This window comes from Winogradskyella sp. SM1960, assembly GCF_020179375.1.
Classification (GTDB): domain Bacteria; phylum Bacteroidota; class Bacteroidia; order Flavobacteriales; family Flavobacteriaceae; genus Winogradskyella; species Winogradskyella marina.
On record NZ_JAICBG010000001.1, the window covers coordinates 709,958 to 724,678 of the forward strand.

Here is a 14,721-nt window from a genome sequence, read left to right on the forward strand (position 1 = left end):
AATGAAACAGATTGCGTTGTCTATTTTCTTATTAATATCATTAGTTTCTTTTGCTGATGCTGGAAATGCATATCGCTTTAATCTAACTTTGGTCTCAAATTCTGGAGATACAATTTATGGATACCTTTATCATTACACATATAATAATATTGAACAAACCTACCTCAGTGATACAAAGTTTAAGGAATTTATAGAAAAGGACACAGTAACTTTATATTCTTCAATTTCTACTGTATTAATTGATGGACTTTCTCTTGACTTCACTAAAACCGAATTTAAAAAAACGATAAATCTCACTAATTATTCTCGAATAAGAATAAATGATTATTTAGATTTTGGTGCTACAGAACGAATATTTGAACTTTCTAATGAAGAATATAATTTATTAAAAATTAAACAGCCGAATTCTGTTTCTATTTATAATGAGCGATATGCAGAAAATTGTAGTTTGATTTTATTAAGTTGGAATTCAGATTCTAATCTCGAAAAATATAAAACCGAAATTTCAAAAAAAATAGGAGACTTAAGTATCGATCTAATCAAAAACCAAGATGAGCTCAACAACTTTCTGAAGAAAAAAAGAGAGGAACTTACTAATGATAGTATTTTATTGATTTCTCATTGTGATGCATTATAAATGAACATTCAAAACTACATAAACGGAAACTCCCATAACCCAATTCAAGACAATTGGATAGATAACTACAACCCTTCAGACGGAGAAATCTACGGACAAATTCCAAACTCATCAAAAGAAGATGTTGAAAATGCATACAATGCTGCAAAAACTGCATTTCCAACATGGAGCAAAACAACGCTCGAAGAACGTAGTAGGATTCTAATTAAAATTTCAGAATTACTAGAAGCTAATTTAGACCGTTTTGCAAAAGCCGAAAGTAAAGACAACGGCAAACCTATTTCATTAGCAAAAGCTGTTGATATTCCTAGAGCCGCAAGTAACTTCCGTTTTTTCGGAAATGCGATTACCCAATTTGCAAGTGAAAGTCATGATTCTGTTGGACAACAAGCCATTAATTATACCTTACGTCAACCCATTGGTGTTGTTGGCTGTATCAGTCCTTGGAACTTGCCGCTTTATTTATTCACATGGAAAATAGCTCCAGCTTTAGCCGCAGGAAATTGTGTGGTTGCAAAACCAAGTGAAGTCACACCAATGACAGCTTATTTATTAGGCGAAATTTGTAATGAAGCCGGTTTACCAAAAGGAGTACTTAATATTGTTCATGGACTTGGAACCTCAACAGGTCAAGCGATTATTGAACATCCAGATATTAAAGCCATTTCTTTTACAGGAGGCACAGCAACAGGAGCACACATTGCCAAAGTCGCTGCGCCACTATTTAAAAAATTATCACTAGAATTAGGTGGAAAAAACCCAAACATCATTTTCGCCGATTGCGATTATGATGATATGTTAACTACAACGGTTCGTTCATCGTTTGCCAATCAAGGACAGATTTGTTTATGTGGAAGTCGAATTTTTGTGGAAGCTTCTATTTATGAAAAATTCAAAAAAGACTTTGTTCAAAAAGTACAAGCTTTAAAAGTTGGTCATCCATCTGAAGCTGATACTAATATTGGAGCTTTAGTTTCAAAACCACATCTTGAAAAAGTAAAAAATTATATCAACATTGCAAAAGCAGAAAATGGAATTGTACTATGTGGAGGCAATGATGTTACTGTTGCAGGATTTGAAAACGGTTATTATTTAGAACCAACGGTTATCGAAGTAGAGTCTGACGACTGTAGAGTCAACCAAGAAGAAATTTTTGGACCTGTGGTTACGATTATGCCGTTCAACACAGAAGACGAGGTTTTAGAAATGGCAAACAAAGTGAAATACGGTTTATCAGCTACCTTATGGACCAACAATTTAAAACGCACCATGAAGTTAAGCAACCAATTACAAGCAGGCATTATTTGGGTAAATACGTGGATGATGCGCGATTTACGAACCCCTTTTGGAGGTGTAAAAGCGTCAGGTGTTGGTAGAGAAGGTGGATTTGAAGCCTTACGATTTTTTACGGAGGCTAAGAATGTTTGTATAAAATACTGACAGATAAATAGTTGAATATTGTCTGGTCGAGCGCAGTCGAGACCTATTTATGAAATTCAAATTTTATTATGAAACTCTATTATGTTTATATACTTCAGTGTTCAGACAATTTAACTTATACAGGTGTTACAAATAATATTTCTAGACGATTTGAAGAGCATCAAAAAGGTCTAAATAAAAATTGTTTCACTTTTAAAAGAAGACCTTTAAAACTAATATTTCACCAAGAATTTAACGATATTGAACAAGCAATATACTTTGAAAAGAAGATAAAAAAGTGGAGTGCAAAAAAGAAATATGCCTTAGCCAATGGAGAATTTGATTTGTTACAAATTTTATCAGAATGTAGAAATGCAACACATTCAAATTATAATCCTGAAAACTAAGTAGGTCTCGACTGCGCTCGACCAGACAAAACAAATATTATGAATCTAGAATTAAACAACAAATACGCACTAGTCTGTGGAAGCACAGCAGGCATAGGAAAAGCAACTGCAATGGCATTAGCTGCAGAAGGTGTACAAATCACACTAATTGCAAGAAACGAAGACAAGCTAAAAGCGACACTTTCAGAATTACCTCAGCAACGACCACATGATTATATTGTGGCTGATTTTTCGAATCCAATGGAATTGAAGTCAAAGGTTTCAGACTATATTTCTAAACATCATGGTTTTCACATCTTAGTGAATAATACAGGTGGTCCAAAAGGTGGCCCTATTTTTTCAGCTGAAGTTGAAGAATTTGAATCGGCTTTTACACAACATTTAAAATGCAATCATGTATTAGCACAAACGGTTGTTCCTTTTATGAAGGAAGAAGGTTATGGACGACTTGTGAATGTGATTTCAACGTCTGTAAAGCAACCTTTAGATGGTCTTGGTGTGAGTAACACCATTAGAGGAGCCGTTGCCAATTGGAGTAAAACTTTGGCTAATGAGCTTGGTCAATTTGGTATTACGGTAAACAACGTTTTACCTGGAGCTACAGGAACAGACCGACTGTCTGAAATCATAAAAAACAAATCGGCTAAATCAGGTAAAACAGAGGAAGAATCTGCGGATGCTATGAAAAGTACTGTTCCTGCAAAACGCTTTGCGAAGCCAGAAGAATTAGCAGACGCTATAACCTTTTTGGCAAGTGAGCGCGCTGCTTATATTAATGGTATTAATTTGCCTGTAGATGGCGGACGGACAAAATCTTTGTAACTTTATGACAAAAAGCAATAATATAACCATGAGCAAAATATATCCTCCCATAAATTTTAAAGCCTGGATCGAAGACAATCGTCATTTACTAAAACCACCTGTTGGTAATAAAGTGGTATGGAAAGATGGTGATTTTATTGTAATGGTCGTCGGTGGCCCAAACAATAGAAAAGATTATCACTATAACGAAACACCAGAGTTTTTTCATCAAATTGAAGGTGATATGGTACTTAAAATCATAGACAATGGTGAACCTAAAGATATTCAAATTAAAGAAGGTGAAATTTTTCTATTACCTCCAAAAGTGCCGCATTCACCACAGCGTGGAGCTAATACTGTCGGCTTAGTTATTGAATACCCTAGAGACAAAGGTGTACAAGATGCGTTACTTTGGTTTTGTGAAAATTGTACCACAAAACTTTACGAAGAAGACTTTACAGTAGAAAACATTGAAACTGATATGCCTGTAATATTCGATAAATATTATGGAGATAAAGCCAAACGAGAATGTCCTAATTGTGGCACTGTAATGGAGCCACCTAAGAAGGTGCAATTGGAAGAATAATACAATTCTGAATTAATAAGAAGACACTTTATCTTTGTAAATAAGTTAAATGAATAAAAATTCTGAGATGCTTTGACTGCGCTCAGCTTGACATATAAAATATGACAAAACGTAAATTAAGAATCAACGGTCACTCACACCTTCTTCCCTATCCTGAAGAAATACCTCAGTTTATGCAAGATAAAGGTATTTTTTGGGTAGATAAAGACCGAAAATTCATGCTTCAAAAGGATTGGAATCGTCCTATTACAGATTCTAGTTTTTTCTTAGATGAAAAGTTAGAATGGATGGAACGCAACAAGCTAGACCATGCTGTTGTTCTAAATTTATCTCAACTTTATGGCAATGGTTTAAGGGTTGAAGAAATGAAGCAAGCCTTGCGCTTTCAGAATGATTTTAATGCCAAAGTGCAACATAATCATCCGAGTAAATTTACCTGTGGTTTTGTAGTTCATCCAGGATTTGTAAGAAGTGCTTGTTGGGAAATTGAGCGTTGCGTAGAAGTTTTAGGCATGCAATTATTGTGTTTACCAACGCATTACATGGATTCCATAGGTACTTGGCGTTGCATTTTTGATGAAGAAAATGAACCCATTTTTGAGATGGCGAACAAATATAATTTGGCTGTAGAAATCCATCCTTATGATGGCGAGAAGTTTATAAAATTAGAAAACACGTCTTGGCGTTTTCACTTAATTTGGATGTTAGCACAATGTGGAGATGCGTATCACTTTTTAACTTTAAATGGTTACCAAGATAAATATCCAAATATGAGAACTTGTTTTGCTCATGGTGGACAATTGGCACAAATTAATTTAGGAAGACGCATCCAAGGCTTTGATGGACGACCAGATTTATTTGAAGGTAAGAGTCACCCAAGAAAAGCCGTTGGTCATAAAAATATATTCTTTGATACTTTAGTACATGATACTGGTGGCTTAGAACTCTTAATTAGAAACCAAGGCTCTAAACAAGTCTTAATGGGATTAGATGATCCTTATCCATTAGGTGAAATGGAAAGTGAAAAGCAGTCCTCATATCCTGGAAAAATTTTAGATTTAGCGATAGATAGAAAAATTATAACTGAAACAGAAAGTGATGCTATTTGGGAAGATAATGTTATACAATGGTTATGTGGAGATGATGACGCTGCTAAAAAGAAATTAGTAGATAGAATTTTATCTTAACGCTTTCTTTAGTCTTATACTTTTAATTTATACGCTATGCATTTCTTACCCGAAAACTTAGATAAATATGTAGTTGATCATTCTGAACAAGAACCCAAACTACTACAACAACTCACAAGAGAAACCTACCAGAAAGTGTTACAACCTATTATGCTTAGTGGTCCATATCAAGGTCGTATTTTGAGTATGATTTCTAAGCTAATTAGACCAAAAACCATTTTAGAATTAGGCACATTTACGGGTTACGCTACATTATGTTTAGCTGAAGGGCTTCAAGAAAACGGAACGCTTCACACCATAGATATTAATGAAGAATTGGTTGATTTTCAGAGAAACTATTTTGATAAATCTGACTATGGACATCAGATAATTCAGCACACAGGCAGTGCACTAGATATTATTCCACAATTAGACGAAACTTTTGATTTAATATTCATTGACGCTGATAAACCTAACTATTCAAATTATTATCATCTAATAATAGATAAACTAAATACAGGTGGTGTTATTCTTTCTGATAATGTTTTATGGCATGGAAAAGTTGTAGAACCTTTAGATAAGAAGGATAAATCGACCAAAGCTGTTTTAGATTATAATACGCTTCTTAAAAATGATGAGCGTATTGAAACCGTTCTTCTTCCGATAAGAGATGGCTTAACAATTAGCAGAAAAATATAAACTCGCAGGTTTAAAACCGCTTTAAGAACCACAGATCTAATAATTAATACTAACCTTAACCATTGGATTTCGCTTTGTCAATATAAGACAACGAAGATTTTTTCACTAACTCAATGATTACGTTAGAAAAACGATTCATCCTTCAACACTACTTTAAAAATAGAATACAAATAAATGCTATTGAAAGGAGTTTTTTAGAAAATTGTCATTCATTGGAAATAGAACCGACTGTATTAATTGCTATTTATTAGGTGACAAGACACCTTTAAATATTTTTAGACTAAGAATAGGATCTGTTTTTAAAAGTGATCTTGATTTAGCTCAATGTTGTAAAGCATTAATTACCGAAAAAGACATCGCCAATGCAGAAGCCATAATATTCCATTATGAATATGAATAAAAAGAACTTATAGAACAACCTATTGTAAATTACTACCTTAACATATTTAAATCTTCGGTATCCTAACAAAAAAACCTCTTCAAATTGAAGAGGTTTTTTGTTTAAATAAATTTAACAACTATTACTGTACAGCTTCTAAAGCATCAATATTTCCATAACCGAAGCTGCTATTTTTGTTAGGATAAAACTCAGAAGACTGCTTTAGTCTATTAAGCACTTGTGTTCTACTCCAACTTGGATATTTAGACCATATTAAAGCGGCTATACCTGCTGTTGTTGCTGTTGCTACTGAAGATCCGCCTGTGTAGCGACGCTGTCCATCATAAAAGCCCAATACTGGTGGAGCTTTACTTGTGTTATTATCTCCTTCCATGATAATTGTAAAATCTATTTTACTTCCGCTATGACACGTATCACAACGCTCATAATTACTTCCATCATTAACACCAGTGACTGCTACAGTTTCACTCATCGTAGCTGGAAAAATAACACCATAACCATTGGTGAAACTTGTAGAAGTTCCTCCTGCGGCAAAAATTAATTTACCTTTACTGTAAGCGTATCTCACGGCATCTTTAACATTACCAATAGACCACACATATCCTATTGACATAGAAATTATTTTTACATCACTTCTATTACCTAAATCTTTCAAGGCTTGAGAAACACCTTTTCGCTCATGATAATCATTTAAAAGTACATCTTCCGTAGCTCTATAAGCCACTAAGTTGGAATTATAAGCTACACCTACTGGCATTCCGTTATCATTTCTAGGTGCTGCCATAGTAGAACCCATTGCTGTTCCATGACCACATTTATCATGTGGACCGTCGTAATTACTAGACCACCACCAATTGGAATCTATAAAGGTGCCATATTTTTGAACAAATCGTCCTGATGAATAGCCATCATTAATCCCTACTGAATTTAATAGTGTTTGTGACTTTGAAACACCAGTATCAATTAATCCAATGGTAACACCAGAACCTGTTGAAATATTCCATGCATCACGAATGTTATGCTCATCAAAATGCCATGATACTTGAGCATTATTAGGTGCAATGGTAGAATAGTGTGCTGAATTAATTGAATCTCCACTTGTATCACAGCCAGAACTCGATTTTTGTTGCACATCAGTATATTGATTATAGCCATTTGGCTCTAAATACCTAACATACTCACTTTCTCTTAAAGCAATAATGGTTTCGAGCTTTGTAACTTCTGCATCAAACACGGTTAGAATATCATCTTCCTTCAGTTTAAAATCTTCTTTAGCAACTTGTTCTTCATTAAGAATCGTAGCGATTAAACTGTTTTTTTTACTTTCAAGATCAGTATCTCCTTCTTCACTAAAACTCTGACCTTCTTCTCCATAACCAACAGTAAGTACATTTTGGCCATAAGTTAATGCGCTCCATAAAAAATGAGCATCTTCTTTATTCCAATCAAAATCACCTGTGGTTCTAATGCTTTCGCTAATACGTTGGTTTATTTGCTCAACGGTTAAAGGGTCTTTTGAGAATTGAACTGCTTCAGTTTCAGATTCAATAATAGCATCTTTAGAACAAGACGCTATGGTAATTGCCATTACAAGCACTACCAATGTGTACATTTTTTTCATATAATAAAATTTAGAGATTTAATCATTTCTCTAAATATATTAAATAAATCACACTAATTGATAGGTTAAATTGTACTAATAACAAAAATTAGAATACTATTTTATGAAATATACAATTATTTGTTTCGTTTTAAGGAACCTGTAAAGTCTTCAAGATCATCCTTAATTTTATCGATCTCTTCCTTCACATTCTTTGTAACATCCTTATCTATGATGTTATTCTCCTTTGCACTTTTAGTCACTTCTTGCTTAATATCATTAGACGCATCTCTTATTTGACGCATACCTTTACCCAAGCCTCGTGCTATCTCCGGAAGTTTATCTGCACCAAATACTAATACCACTATTAATAGTATTACCATTATTTCGGCACCTCCAATGAATAATATTGTTTGTTGATGTATCACGTTGCAAATATAGAATGAGTTTGTGAATTAACCCACTTGAAATTAAAAATAAAAAAAAAGCCAACCTAAAAAAGGTTGACTTAAATTTAAATCTCTTGTATTATTAATCTCTTACCTGATTTTTAAACTTATCAAAATCGCTTTCTCCTACTTCTCTAGGCCAAGAATTATTAGTAGTATCAACATCTGCAGTTTCTAAATCTGGATCTACTTGGATAGCTACAATTTCTTTGTCGCTAGCAATAGCTTTCTGTACTTCCTTATCATTCAGTCTCCATATTTGAGCAGGATAAGTTTCTCTAGTTGTAGTGCCATCAGCATAAGTAAATTCTACAATTAATGGCATAACTAATCCACCAGGTTTATCGAATGTAATTTGATAAAAGTACTTTGGAGCCGTTTTCATTGTCTTCTGCTCTTCTGGAGTAAAGTTATCCATTATGTATTCTTTTACTGTCGGTAAATCGTTAATAGATGTGTTTGCTTTCATCGCATCATCAAAACCTTCTGCTCCTTCTTCAATAAAATATACTAAACTATTAGGATCTCTATTGTAGCGTTCTGCTAGTCTTTTCCCATTGTCATTAGGCGTTGTAGTTACCGCAAATTTCTTAACTTCTTTTATACCAATATCAGTATAATCTGTTGTATAAAACCAACCTCTCCAAAACCAATCTAAATCAAATGCAGAGGCATCTTCCATGGTACGGAAAAAATCTTCTGGTGTTGGGTGTTTAAACTTCCATCGGTTAGCATACTCTTTAAAGGCATAATCAAAAAGTTCACGTCCCATTACCGTTTCTCTTAAAATATTTAATGCTGTAGCTGGTTTACCATAGGCATTATTTCCAAATTGGTAGGTATTTAAACCTTTAGTCATAATTGGTGCAATATAGTCTTGATTACCTCCCATATATCTCACAATATTTTTAGCAGGTCCACGTCTAGAAGGATAAGTTTTATCGCCTGGTGACAATGCTTCCGGATACCATTCCGCAAAGTCTTGCTCTGCCACGTATTGGGTAAATGTGTTTAAACCTTCGTCCATCCATGTCCATTGACGCTCATCACTATTAACAATCATAGGGAACCAGTTATGACCTACTTCATGAATAATTACACTAATCATTCCGTATTTTGTTCTGTCTGAATAGTTGCCTTCCTCATCTGGGCGTCCAAAATTAAAAGAGATCATAGGATACTCCATTCCCATTGGTGCATGTACCGAAATTGATTTGTGATAAGGATAATCAAAAGTCATACGAGAAAATGATTTAAAAGTACTGGCAACCGTTTTAGTAGACCATTTACCCCATAGAGGGTTTCCTTCTTTAGAATACAAAGACACTGCCATAACCTCCTTAGTTTCTAATTTAACAGCCATCATATCCCATAAGAATTTACGTGAGGTTGCAAAACCAAAATCACGAACCATTTGTGCAGAAAGCTTCCAAGTCTTTTTGTCTTTACTTTTAGATTTTTCAGTTTTTTCTGCTTCTTCCTGTGTTACAATCATCACAGGTTCATCATAAGATTTTTTAGCTTTTTTGTAACGCTTCATCATCTCTTTAGTAAATACTTCTTCACGATTTACTAAATGACCTGTTCCATCTAAAATATGATCTGCTGGCACTGTAATATTCACATCAAAATCACCGAATGGTAACGCAAACTCATCACGTCCCCAAAATTGAGAATTCTGCCATCCTTCGACATCATTATAAACTGCCATACGTGGATAAAACTGAGCAATAACATAAATTCGGTTATCGTTTTCTTCAAAATACTCGTATCCTGAGCGACCTCCTTCAGTAACGTGATTATTAATATTGTAATTCCATTTTATGTTGAAAGAAAACTTATCTCCTGTTTTCATTACTTTAGGTAACTCAACACGCATCATTGTTCTGTTAATCATGTGTGGTAAATCTTTACCATTAACATCTTTTACGTGCTCAATATTAAAACCTCTATCAAGTGGTGCTTTTAAATAAGAACTTACAGCTCTTGAAGATGTTGTTGCTGGTTGAATTCCAGAACCACTAATCAGAGGTGTCTTAGAATCTTCTGCACGCATATTCTGATCTAATTGCACCCATAAATACTTTAATTCGTCTGGAGAATTATTGGTATATGTAATAATTTCATCTCCATATAACTTTGCATTTTCGTCATCAATTTCAATATCCATTTTATAATCTGCTTGCTGCTGATAATAACCTGGCCCAGGCGCTCCAGAACCTGTTCTATATACGTTTGGAGTAGAAAACTCATCGTATAGTTGTTTGAATTTGTTTTCATTGGTGTGCCCTTGCTGACGTTCTGTTTTTACATCATCCTGAGCATAAGCACTATACGACGCAAACAACAAAGCGCATAAAAAGAATTTAAAAATTTTCATAAAAGTTTTTGTTATTATAATGGTGACTAAAATATGAATTTAAGATGGCTTTAACAGTTTTTTAATTTAAATTTAACACGCAAGAATCATTCTCTGGAACTAGTAAAAAGCTCTTATTTCTATCTTGAATTTTTAACCGCACTATATTTTGTTGGTCCAAAAATACATCGAATAAGATTTGATTGGTTAGAGCAATAGATTCAATATTAGAAACGTTTTCTATTTCTAAATAACAATATGTAATATCGTCTTTATATTCTTTTCCTATAAATTTGAAATTTAAAGCCTCACCATTTACAGTAACTTTTAATTTATCAGACAAATACCGATTCATATAGGTATCTACCATTTCTGCTTCATCTTTAATGGCGAGCGTTATTTGTTCATCGTATCGCTTACGCAATAAAGTTTCAAAATCATCGATAAATATTTGACTTATTATTTGAAGAGATTGTTGCTCTTTTACGTATTCTATTTCTGTTACACTAACATAATACTCGTGAGTATCGCTATTAGAAATTAAAAATGGAAGACATAAAAAAACGATTAGGATAGGTACTAACTTCATGTTGAATTTTAAGGGTGAATTATAGATTTACAAAACGCATTCCAAAGTTAATCTATAGTTTTTGATTTTCTATTTTCTTGATAAACTTTAAGCTTTGCTTGCAAAAATTCTAATAGTGCAATATCGTTATTTTGTTGACATAGTTTTAAAAATTCGTCGTCTTCTTGACAAAACAAAAAATACTCTGTCCGTAGGTTTTCTGCTAAAGAATCGTTTTCAAAAATATAGGATTCAAAATTGTTTTTTAAATGTTGAATGCAAGCACTTCTACTGTCTAATTCAACAGTAGCTTTTAGCTTTTTTGTTCTACCACTAATTCTATTGAGTAATTTATGAACATTGACACCTAATCCGGTATAAATTGGACCTCCTGATTCTGCATCATGCAATTTTCGTTCGTTTTGAGTGAGTGGTTTTCCTTTATATCCAGGAATTCCTAAATCGTAAAAATTAATTTCGGGTTTTGCATCAGAATTTTCAATATCAGATTCTAAACTTCCTGTTAAAATCTTACCAACAATGACTTCATTTAACTCACTAATATTCTCAATTAACTGAACAAATACTGCTTCAGCATCGACCATGGATTTTGAAATAATAACGTCTTGGGTTTGATATTTAACTCCCGAAATAACTAAAGTATCTTGTGCCTTAGCCGGAATTACGAAACTACCGTCTTCATTAGAAATCGTATATTTTGCTGCTGTTTTATTTTGAATATGAAGTCCTTCTACCTCATCATTAGCAATTAATTTTCCATTTAACTCACTTCGCTGTGCGTTTGCATAAAACACGCATAATAAGGCCGTAAAAACACAAAGAATTTTACTCTTTTTCACGAGTTCCTTTTAAAAATGCTTTACTTAACTGAGAAATACGTTCTAAAAGTTGCATCTCATTATTGTCTTCAAACAAGCTTGCTTCTATTCCTTCTTGCTCAACGTAATCAATAAATGCATCGACTTTATCTAATGGAATTTCAAAATTATTATGAATATAATTAACACTGTAAGTATCTAGTGCTTTCTTAAAGGGTGTTTTTTCTAATTGTAAGGCTCTGTTATTTTTAGCGCTTTCTTTATCTGTATTAACCACTTGTTTAATTAAAAACCCTGCCACATTCACTAAGTCAATCATATGCTCCATTCCAGGATTATACTCCTTAAAAGCCAAATTATCGGTTTCGGTTTTGTAATCTGTAGAAAACTCAAAATCTTCAATATTATCTAATCCAAAATAGACATCATCTAAACTTACGTTGTAGGTTCTTACATTCTCTAAATCTGCTTCTAAGTTTCCAGTGAGGTCAAATGGCAGTAAAACAACTTCATCTAACTTGTTAACTTCTTCTACAAGGATAACCGTTAATCGTTTAGACGCTAATACCTTTTCTGAAATGGTAACATTAAAATCTTTAAACTGAAGTGCACCAAACTCTACCACATCATTTAGTGCAACTTTGATTTCAAAATCACCTTCCTTATCTGTATAAGTTCCTTGATTAGATGATGAGTTAAAAACAGCGACACCTTCTTTGTCATCAGAAGCCACCACAATTCTTCCGTTTACGGTTATTCTATCAACATCTTGACTAAAGGCGGTTAACGTTGATATGGCGAATAATAAGAGTAATACTTTTTTCATGTGGTTGTATTTAGGGTGTTGACTTATCACATGCTGTTCGTTATTTATTAGGCTCTAAATTGAAAATAATTTAAACATGCTGTTTGAGAATTTAAATTCTTGTACTAAATTTCGGATTTATTCTTCAGTTCTCATAGGAAAATACTGGTAAATGTTTGTTAAATGAGAAAATAGTACTTTAAAGAAAGATTATCTTACTTTGTAAAATATACAATTAAAACATTAAATTTTGAAATCAATTATTATTGCAAGTACCTCTACAATACATGGTAGTGGTTATTTAGAGTATTTATTGGACGAACTCGCTGTTCATTTTAAATCTGCTAAAGAAATTTTATTTATTCCCTATGCTAGACCAGGTGGTATTTCGCATGACGACTATACAAAAACTGCAGCTAAAGCATTTGCTAAAATTGGCAAAACAATAAAGGGTATTCACGAATGTAGTAGTCCTGAAGATGCTATAGAAAACGCTCAAGGCATTTTTGTTGGTGGTGGCAACACCTTTGTTTTAGTGTCTCAACTGTATAAAAACAACGTACTGTCACCTATAAAAACGGCAGTTACTAATGGCACGCCTTATTTAGGGACAAGTGCAGGCAGCAACATCTGTGGCTTAACTATGAATACCACTAACGATATGCCAATTATGTATCCTCCAAGTTTTAAAACTTTAGGACTGGTGCCATTTAATATTAATCCGCATTACCTAGATCCAATAGAAGGCAGTACGCATATGGGCGAAACCAGAGAAACACGGATTAAGGAATTTCATGCATACAATAATCAACCCGTAATTGGTTTGCGTGAAGGCAGTTGGATTACAGTTACTGGAAACAAACGTACTTTAAAAGGAACTTTGCAAGCTCGAATTTTTGAATACAATAAAGCTCCGTATGAAATTGAAACTAATTCTGATTTGGAATTTTTAAAATAAACTATAGCTTTTTTAAAAAGTGATAGCCTAAAATTTTAAAGCCCTCTTTAAAATAAAATTTATGGGACGGATGATTTTGAACATAGGTATTTAATTCTACTGAACTACAACCATGCTCCTTAGCATAATTGTATATCCAAGCCATAAACTGTTTTCCTAAACCGTTCCCTCTATGTTCTGGTAATAGGTATACATGATCTAACTCTATGGATTTCCCAATATAATGTCGTGTAGAAAACCATAATCCAGAAATACCAACCAGTTTATTTGCTTTAAATACACCTGCACACTTATAGTTTTGCTGCTTCATATCATCAAAACGCGACTTTAGTAATTCTTTATCTACTTTCTCTTCGTTTAGTTCATAAACTAAAGGGATAATTTGATCGAGATTACTATTAGGAATTATTTTAAATTCGTATGTCAAATTGAATAATTAAAATATAAAAGTAGTTCATTTACACAAACAAAAAAGCGCCCTTAGGACGCTTTTTTCAACTAACTAACTCAAATAATTGTCTACTCCTAGACATCTTTGTTTTTAAAACGCTTAAGAAACATTTCTGCATCTTTAGCATTTGATTTTTGTGCGTGTCTTACTACTGTATAGCCTTTATCACACGATTGGTGAATTTTAGAACCAGCCGTGATTAATACTTTAATAATTTCTACACGATTATATTTTGCGGCATAGTGAATGGGCATCATACCATTAGATTTGGCATTGACATTTGCACCCGCTTTTATAAGCTTATTCACTTCTTCTAAATTACCGGTTGCAACAGCCTTACATAAAGGACTTACTTCAATAGTTTTTACAATGACTTCATTCAAATCTGAAGTTAAAAGGTCATTAGATGCATTAACATTGGACATTGAAAAGCCTAATGCTAAGGCTAATACGATTACTGTTTTTTTCATGATGAAAGATTTTAAATTTAATTGATTGTTTTTTGATTATACTAAATAGACGACCGATAACCAGAAGTGTTACACAATAAATATTTTATAACATTTATTTAACACTC

17 protein-coding genes are annotated in these 14,721 nt (G+C 33.3%); 9 read left to right on the forward strand and 8 right to left on the reverse strand.

Annotated features, from left to right (window positions below; translation table 11 throughout):
- Position 1 precedes the first annotated feature (1 nt).
- The 8 genes from K1X16_RS03225 to K1X16_RS03260 all read left to right on the forward strand — a co-directional run bounded on the left by K1X16_RS03225 (position 2) and on the right by K1X16_RS03260 (position 6,115).
- Complete coding sequence (locus K1X16_RS03225; RefSeq protein WP_225035014.1) at positions 2-637, forward strand: hypothetical protein; 636 nt, start codon at positions 2-4, stop codon at positions 635-637.
- Entirely contained in the window at positions 638-2,077 is a 1,440-nt protein-coding gene (locus K1X16_RS03230) for an aldehyde dehydrogenase (protein WP_225035015.1), read from the forward strand.
- Between the two features lie 68 nt (positions 2,078-2,145).
- A complete protein-coding gene (locus tag K1X16_RS03235) occupies positions 2,146-2,463 on the forward strand; it encodes a GIY-YIG nuclease family protein (protein ID WP_195869715.1) in 318 nt (105 codons plus the stop codon).
- A gap of 39 nt (positions 2,464-2,502) precedes the next feature.
- Positions 2,503-3,285: an SDR family oxidoreductase gene (locus tag K1X16_RS03240; RefSeq protein ID WP_195869716.1), complete on the forward strand. Its 783-nt coding sequence runs from the start codon at positions 2,503-2,505 to the stop codon at positions 3,283-3,285.
- Positions 3,286-3,313: 28 nt separating this feature from the next.
- On the forward strand, positions 3,314-3,850 hold the full coding sequence (locus K1X16_RS03245) for a 3-hydroxyanthranilate 3,4-dioxygenase (protein ID WP_195869717.1): 537 nt from the start codon (positions 3,314-3,316) through the stop codon (positions 3,848-3,850).
- A 101-nt stretch (positions 3,851-3,951) separates the two neighbouring features.
- Positions 3,952-5,037, forward strand: a complete 1,086-nt coding sequence (locus K1X16_RS03250; protein ID WP_195869718.1) for an amidohydrolase family protein — start codon at positions 3,952-3,954, stop codon at positions 5,035-5,037.
- A 36-nt stretch (positions 5,038-5,073) separates the two neighbouring features.
- Positions 5,074-5,715: an O-methyltransferase gene (locus K1X16_RS03255; RefSeq protein WP_195869719.1), complete on the forward strand. Its 642-nt coding sequence runs from the start codon at positions 5,074-5,076 to the stop codon at positions 5,713-5,715.
- A gap of 202 nt (positions 5,716-5,917) precedes the next feature.
- Entirely contained in the window at positions 5,918-6,115 is a 198-nt protein-coding gene (locus tag K1X16_RS03260; RefSeq protein ID WP_225035016.1) for a hypothetical protein, read from the forward strand.
- Positions 6,116-6,236: 121 nt separating this feature from the next.
- On the opposite strand, the gene K1X16_RS03265 is transcribed toward K1X16_RS03260, so the two are convergent.
- From K1X16_RS03265 to K1X16_RS03290, 6 genes are all read right to left on the reverse strand, one after another.
- A complete protein-coding gene (locus K1X16_RS03265) occupies positions 6,237-7,736 on the reverse strand; it encodes a S8 family peptidase (protein ID WP_225035017.1) in 1,500 nt (499 codons plus the stop codon).
- Positions 7,737-7,852: 116 nt separating this feature from the next.
- Positions 7,853-8,143, reverse strand: a complete 291-nt coding sequence (locus K1X16_RS03270) for a twin-arginine translocase TatA/TatE family subunit (protein ID WP_195869724.1) — start codon at positions 8,141-8,143, stop codon at positions 7,853-7,855.
- Between the two features lie 103 nt (positions 8,144-8,246).
- The gene (locus tag K1X16_RS03275; protein WP_225035018.1) at positions 8,247-10,544 is read right to left on the reverse strand and encodes a M1 family metallopeptidase; all 2,298 of its coding nucleotides are present in this window, start codon (positions 10,542-10,544) and stop codon (positions 8,247-8,249) included.
- A gap of 61 nt (positions 10,545-10,605) precedes the next feature.
- On the reverse strand, positions 10,606-11,112 hold the full coding sequence (locus K1X16_RS03280; protein ID WP_225035019.1) for a DUF6702 family protein: 507 nt from the start codon (positions 11,110-11,112) through the stop codon (positions 10,606-10,608).
- A 47-nt stretch (positions 11,113-11,159) separates the two neighbouring features.
- A complete protein-coding gene (locus K1X16_RS03285; RefSeq protein WP_225035020.1) occupies positions 11,160-11,951 on the reverse strand; it encodes a carboxypeptidase-like regulatory domain-containing protein in 792 nt (263 codons plus the stop codon).
- Positions 11,938-12,756 carry a carboxypeptidase-like regulatory domain-containing protein gene (locus K1X16_RS03290; RefSeq protein WP_225035021.1) on the reverse strand — a complete coding sequence of 273 codons (819 nt, stop codon included), beginning with the start codon at positions 12,754-12,756 and terminating at the stop codon, positions 11,938-11,940. Before K1X16_RS03290 ends, K1X16_RS03285 begins: the two co-directional genes overlap by 14 nt.
- 229 nt (positions 12,757-12,985) lie before the next feature.
- On the opposite strand from K1X16_RS03290, the gene pepE reads away from it, so the two are divergent.
- Entirely contained in the window at positions 12,986-13,693 is a 708-nt protein-coding gene (pepE, locus tag K1X16_RS03295; RefSeq protein WP_225035022.1) for a dipeptidase PepE, read from the forward strand.
- Between the two features lies 1 nt (position 13,694).
- Here pepE and K1X16_RS03300 read toward each other — a convergent pair whose 3' ends face one another.
- On the reverse strand, positions 13,695-14,120 hold the full coding sequence (locus K1X16_RS03300) for a GNAT family N-acetyltransferase (protein WP_225035023.1): 426 nt from the start codon (positions 14,118-14,120) through the stop codon (positions 13,695-13,697).
- A 98-nt stretch (positions 14,121-14,218) separates the two neighbouring features.
- A complete protein-coding gene (locus tag K1X16_RS03305; RefSeq protein WP_225035024.1) occupies positions 14,219-14,614 on the reverse strand; it encodes an ankyrin repeat domain-containing protein in 396 nt (131 codons plus the stop codon).
- Between the last annotated feature and the right edge of the window lie 107 nt (positions 14,615-14,721).

Coding starts and splice junctions, on each gene's coding strand:
- K1X16_RS03250 (WP_195869718.1), top strand. CDS start 3,952: ATGACAAAACGTAAATTAAGAATCAACGGTCACTCACACCTTCTTCCC.
- K1X16_RS03235 (WP_195869715.1), top strand. CDS start 2,146: ATGAAACTCTATTATGTTTATATACTTCAGTGTTCAGACAATTTAACT.
- K1X16_RS03245 (WP_195869717.1), top strand. CDS start 3,314: ATGAGCAAAATATATCCTCCCATAAATTTTAAAGCCTGGATCGAAGAC.
- K1X16_RS03240 (WP_195869716.1), top strand. CDS start 2,503: ATGAATCTAGAATTAAACAACAAATACGCACTAGTCTGTGGAAGCACA.
- K1X16_RS03265 (WP_225035017.1), bottom strand. CDS start 7,736: ATGAAAAAAATGTACACATTGGTAGTGCTTGTAATGGCAATTACCATA.
- K1X16_RS03225 (WP_225035014.1), top strand. CDS start 2: ATGAAACAGATTGCGTTGTCTATTTTCTTATTAATATCATTAGTTTCT.
- K1X16_RS03305 (WP_225035024.1), bottom strand. CDS start 14,614: ATGAAAAAAACAGTAATCGTATTAGCCTTAGCATTAGGCTTTTCAATG.
- K1X16_RS03230 (WP_225035015.1), top strand. CDS start 638: ATGAACATTCAAAACTACATAAACGGAAACTCCCATAACCCAATTCAA.
- K1X16_RS03255 (WP_195869719.1), top strand. CDS start 5,074: ATGCATTTCTTACCCGAAAACTTAGATAAATATGTAGTTGATCATTCT.
- K1X16_RS03290 (WP_225035021.1), bottom strand. CDS start 12,756: ATGAAAAAAGTATTACTCTTATTATTCGCCATATCAACGTTAACCGCC.
- K1X16_RS03275 (WP_225035018.1), bottom strand. CDS start 10,544: ATGAAAATTTTTAAATTCTTTTTATGCGCTTTGTTGTTTGCGTCGTAT.
- K1X16_RS03280 (WP_225035019.1), bottom strand. CDS start 11,112: ATGAAGTTAGTACCTATCCTAATCGTTTTTTTATGTCTTCCATTTTTA.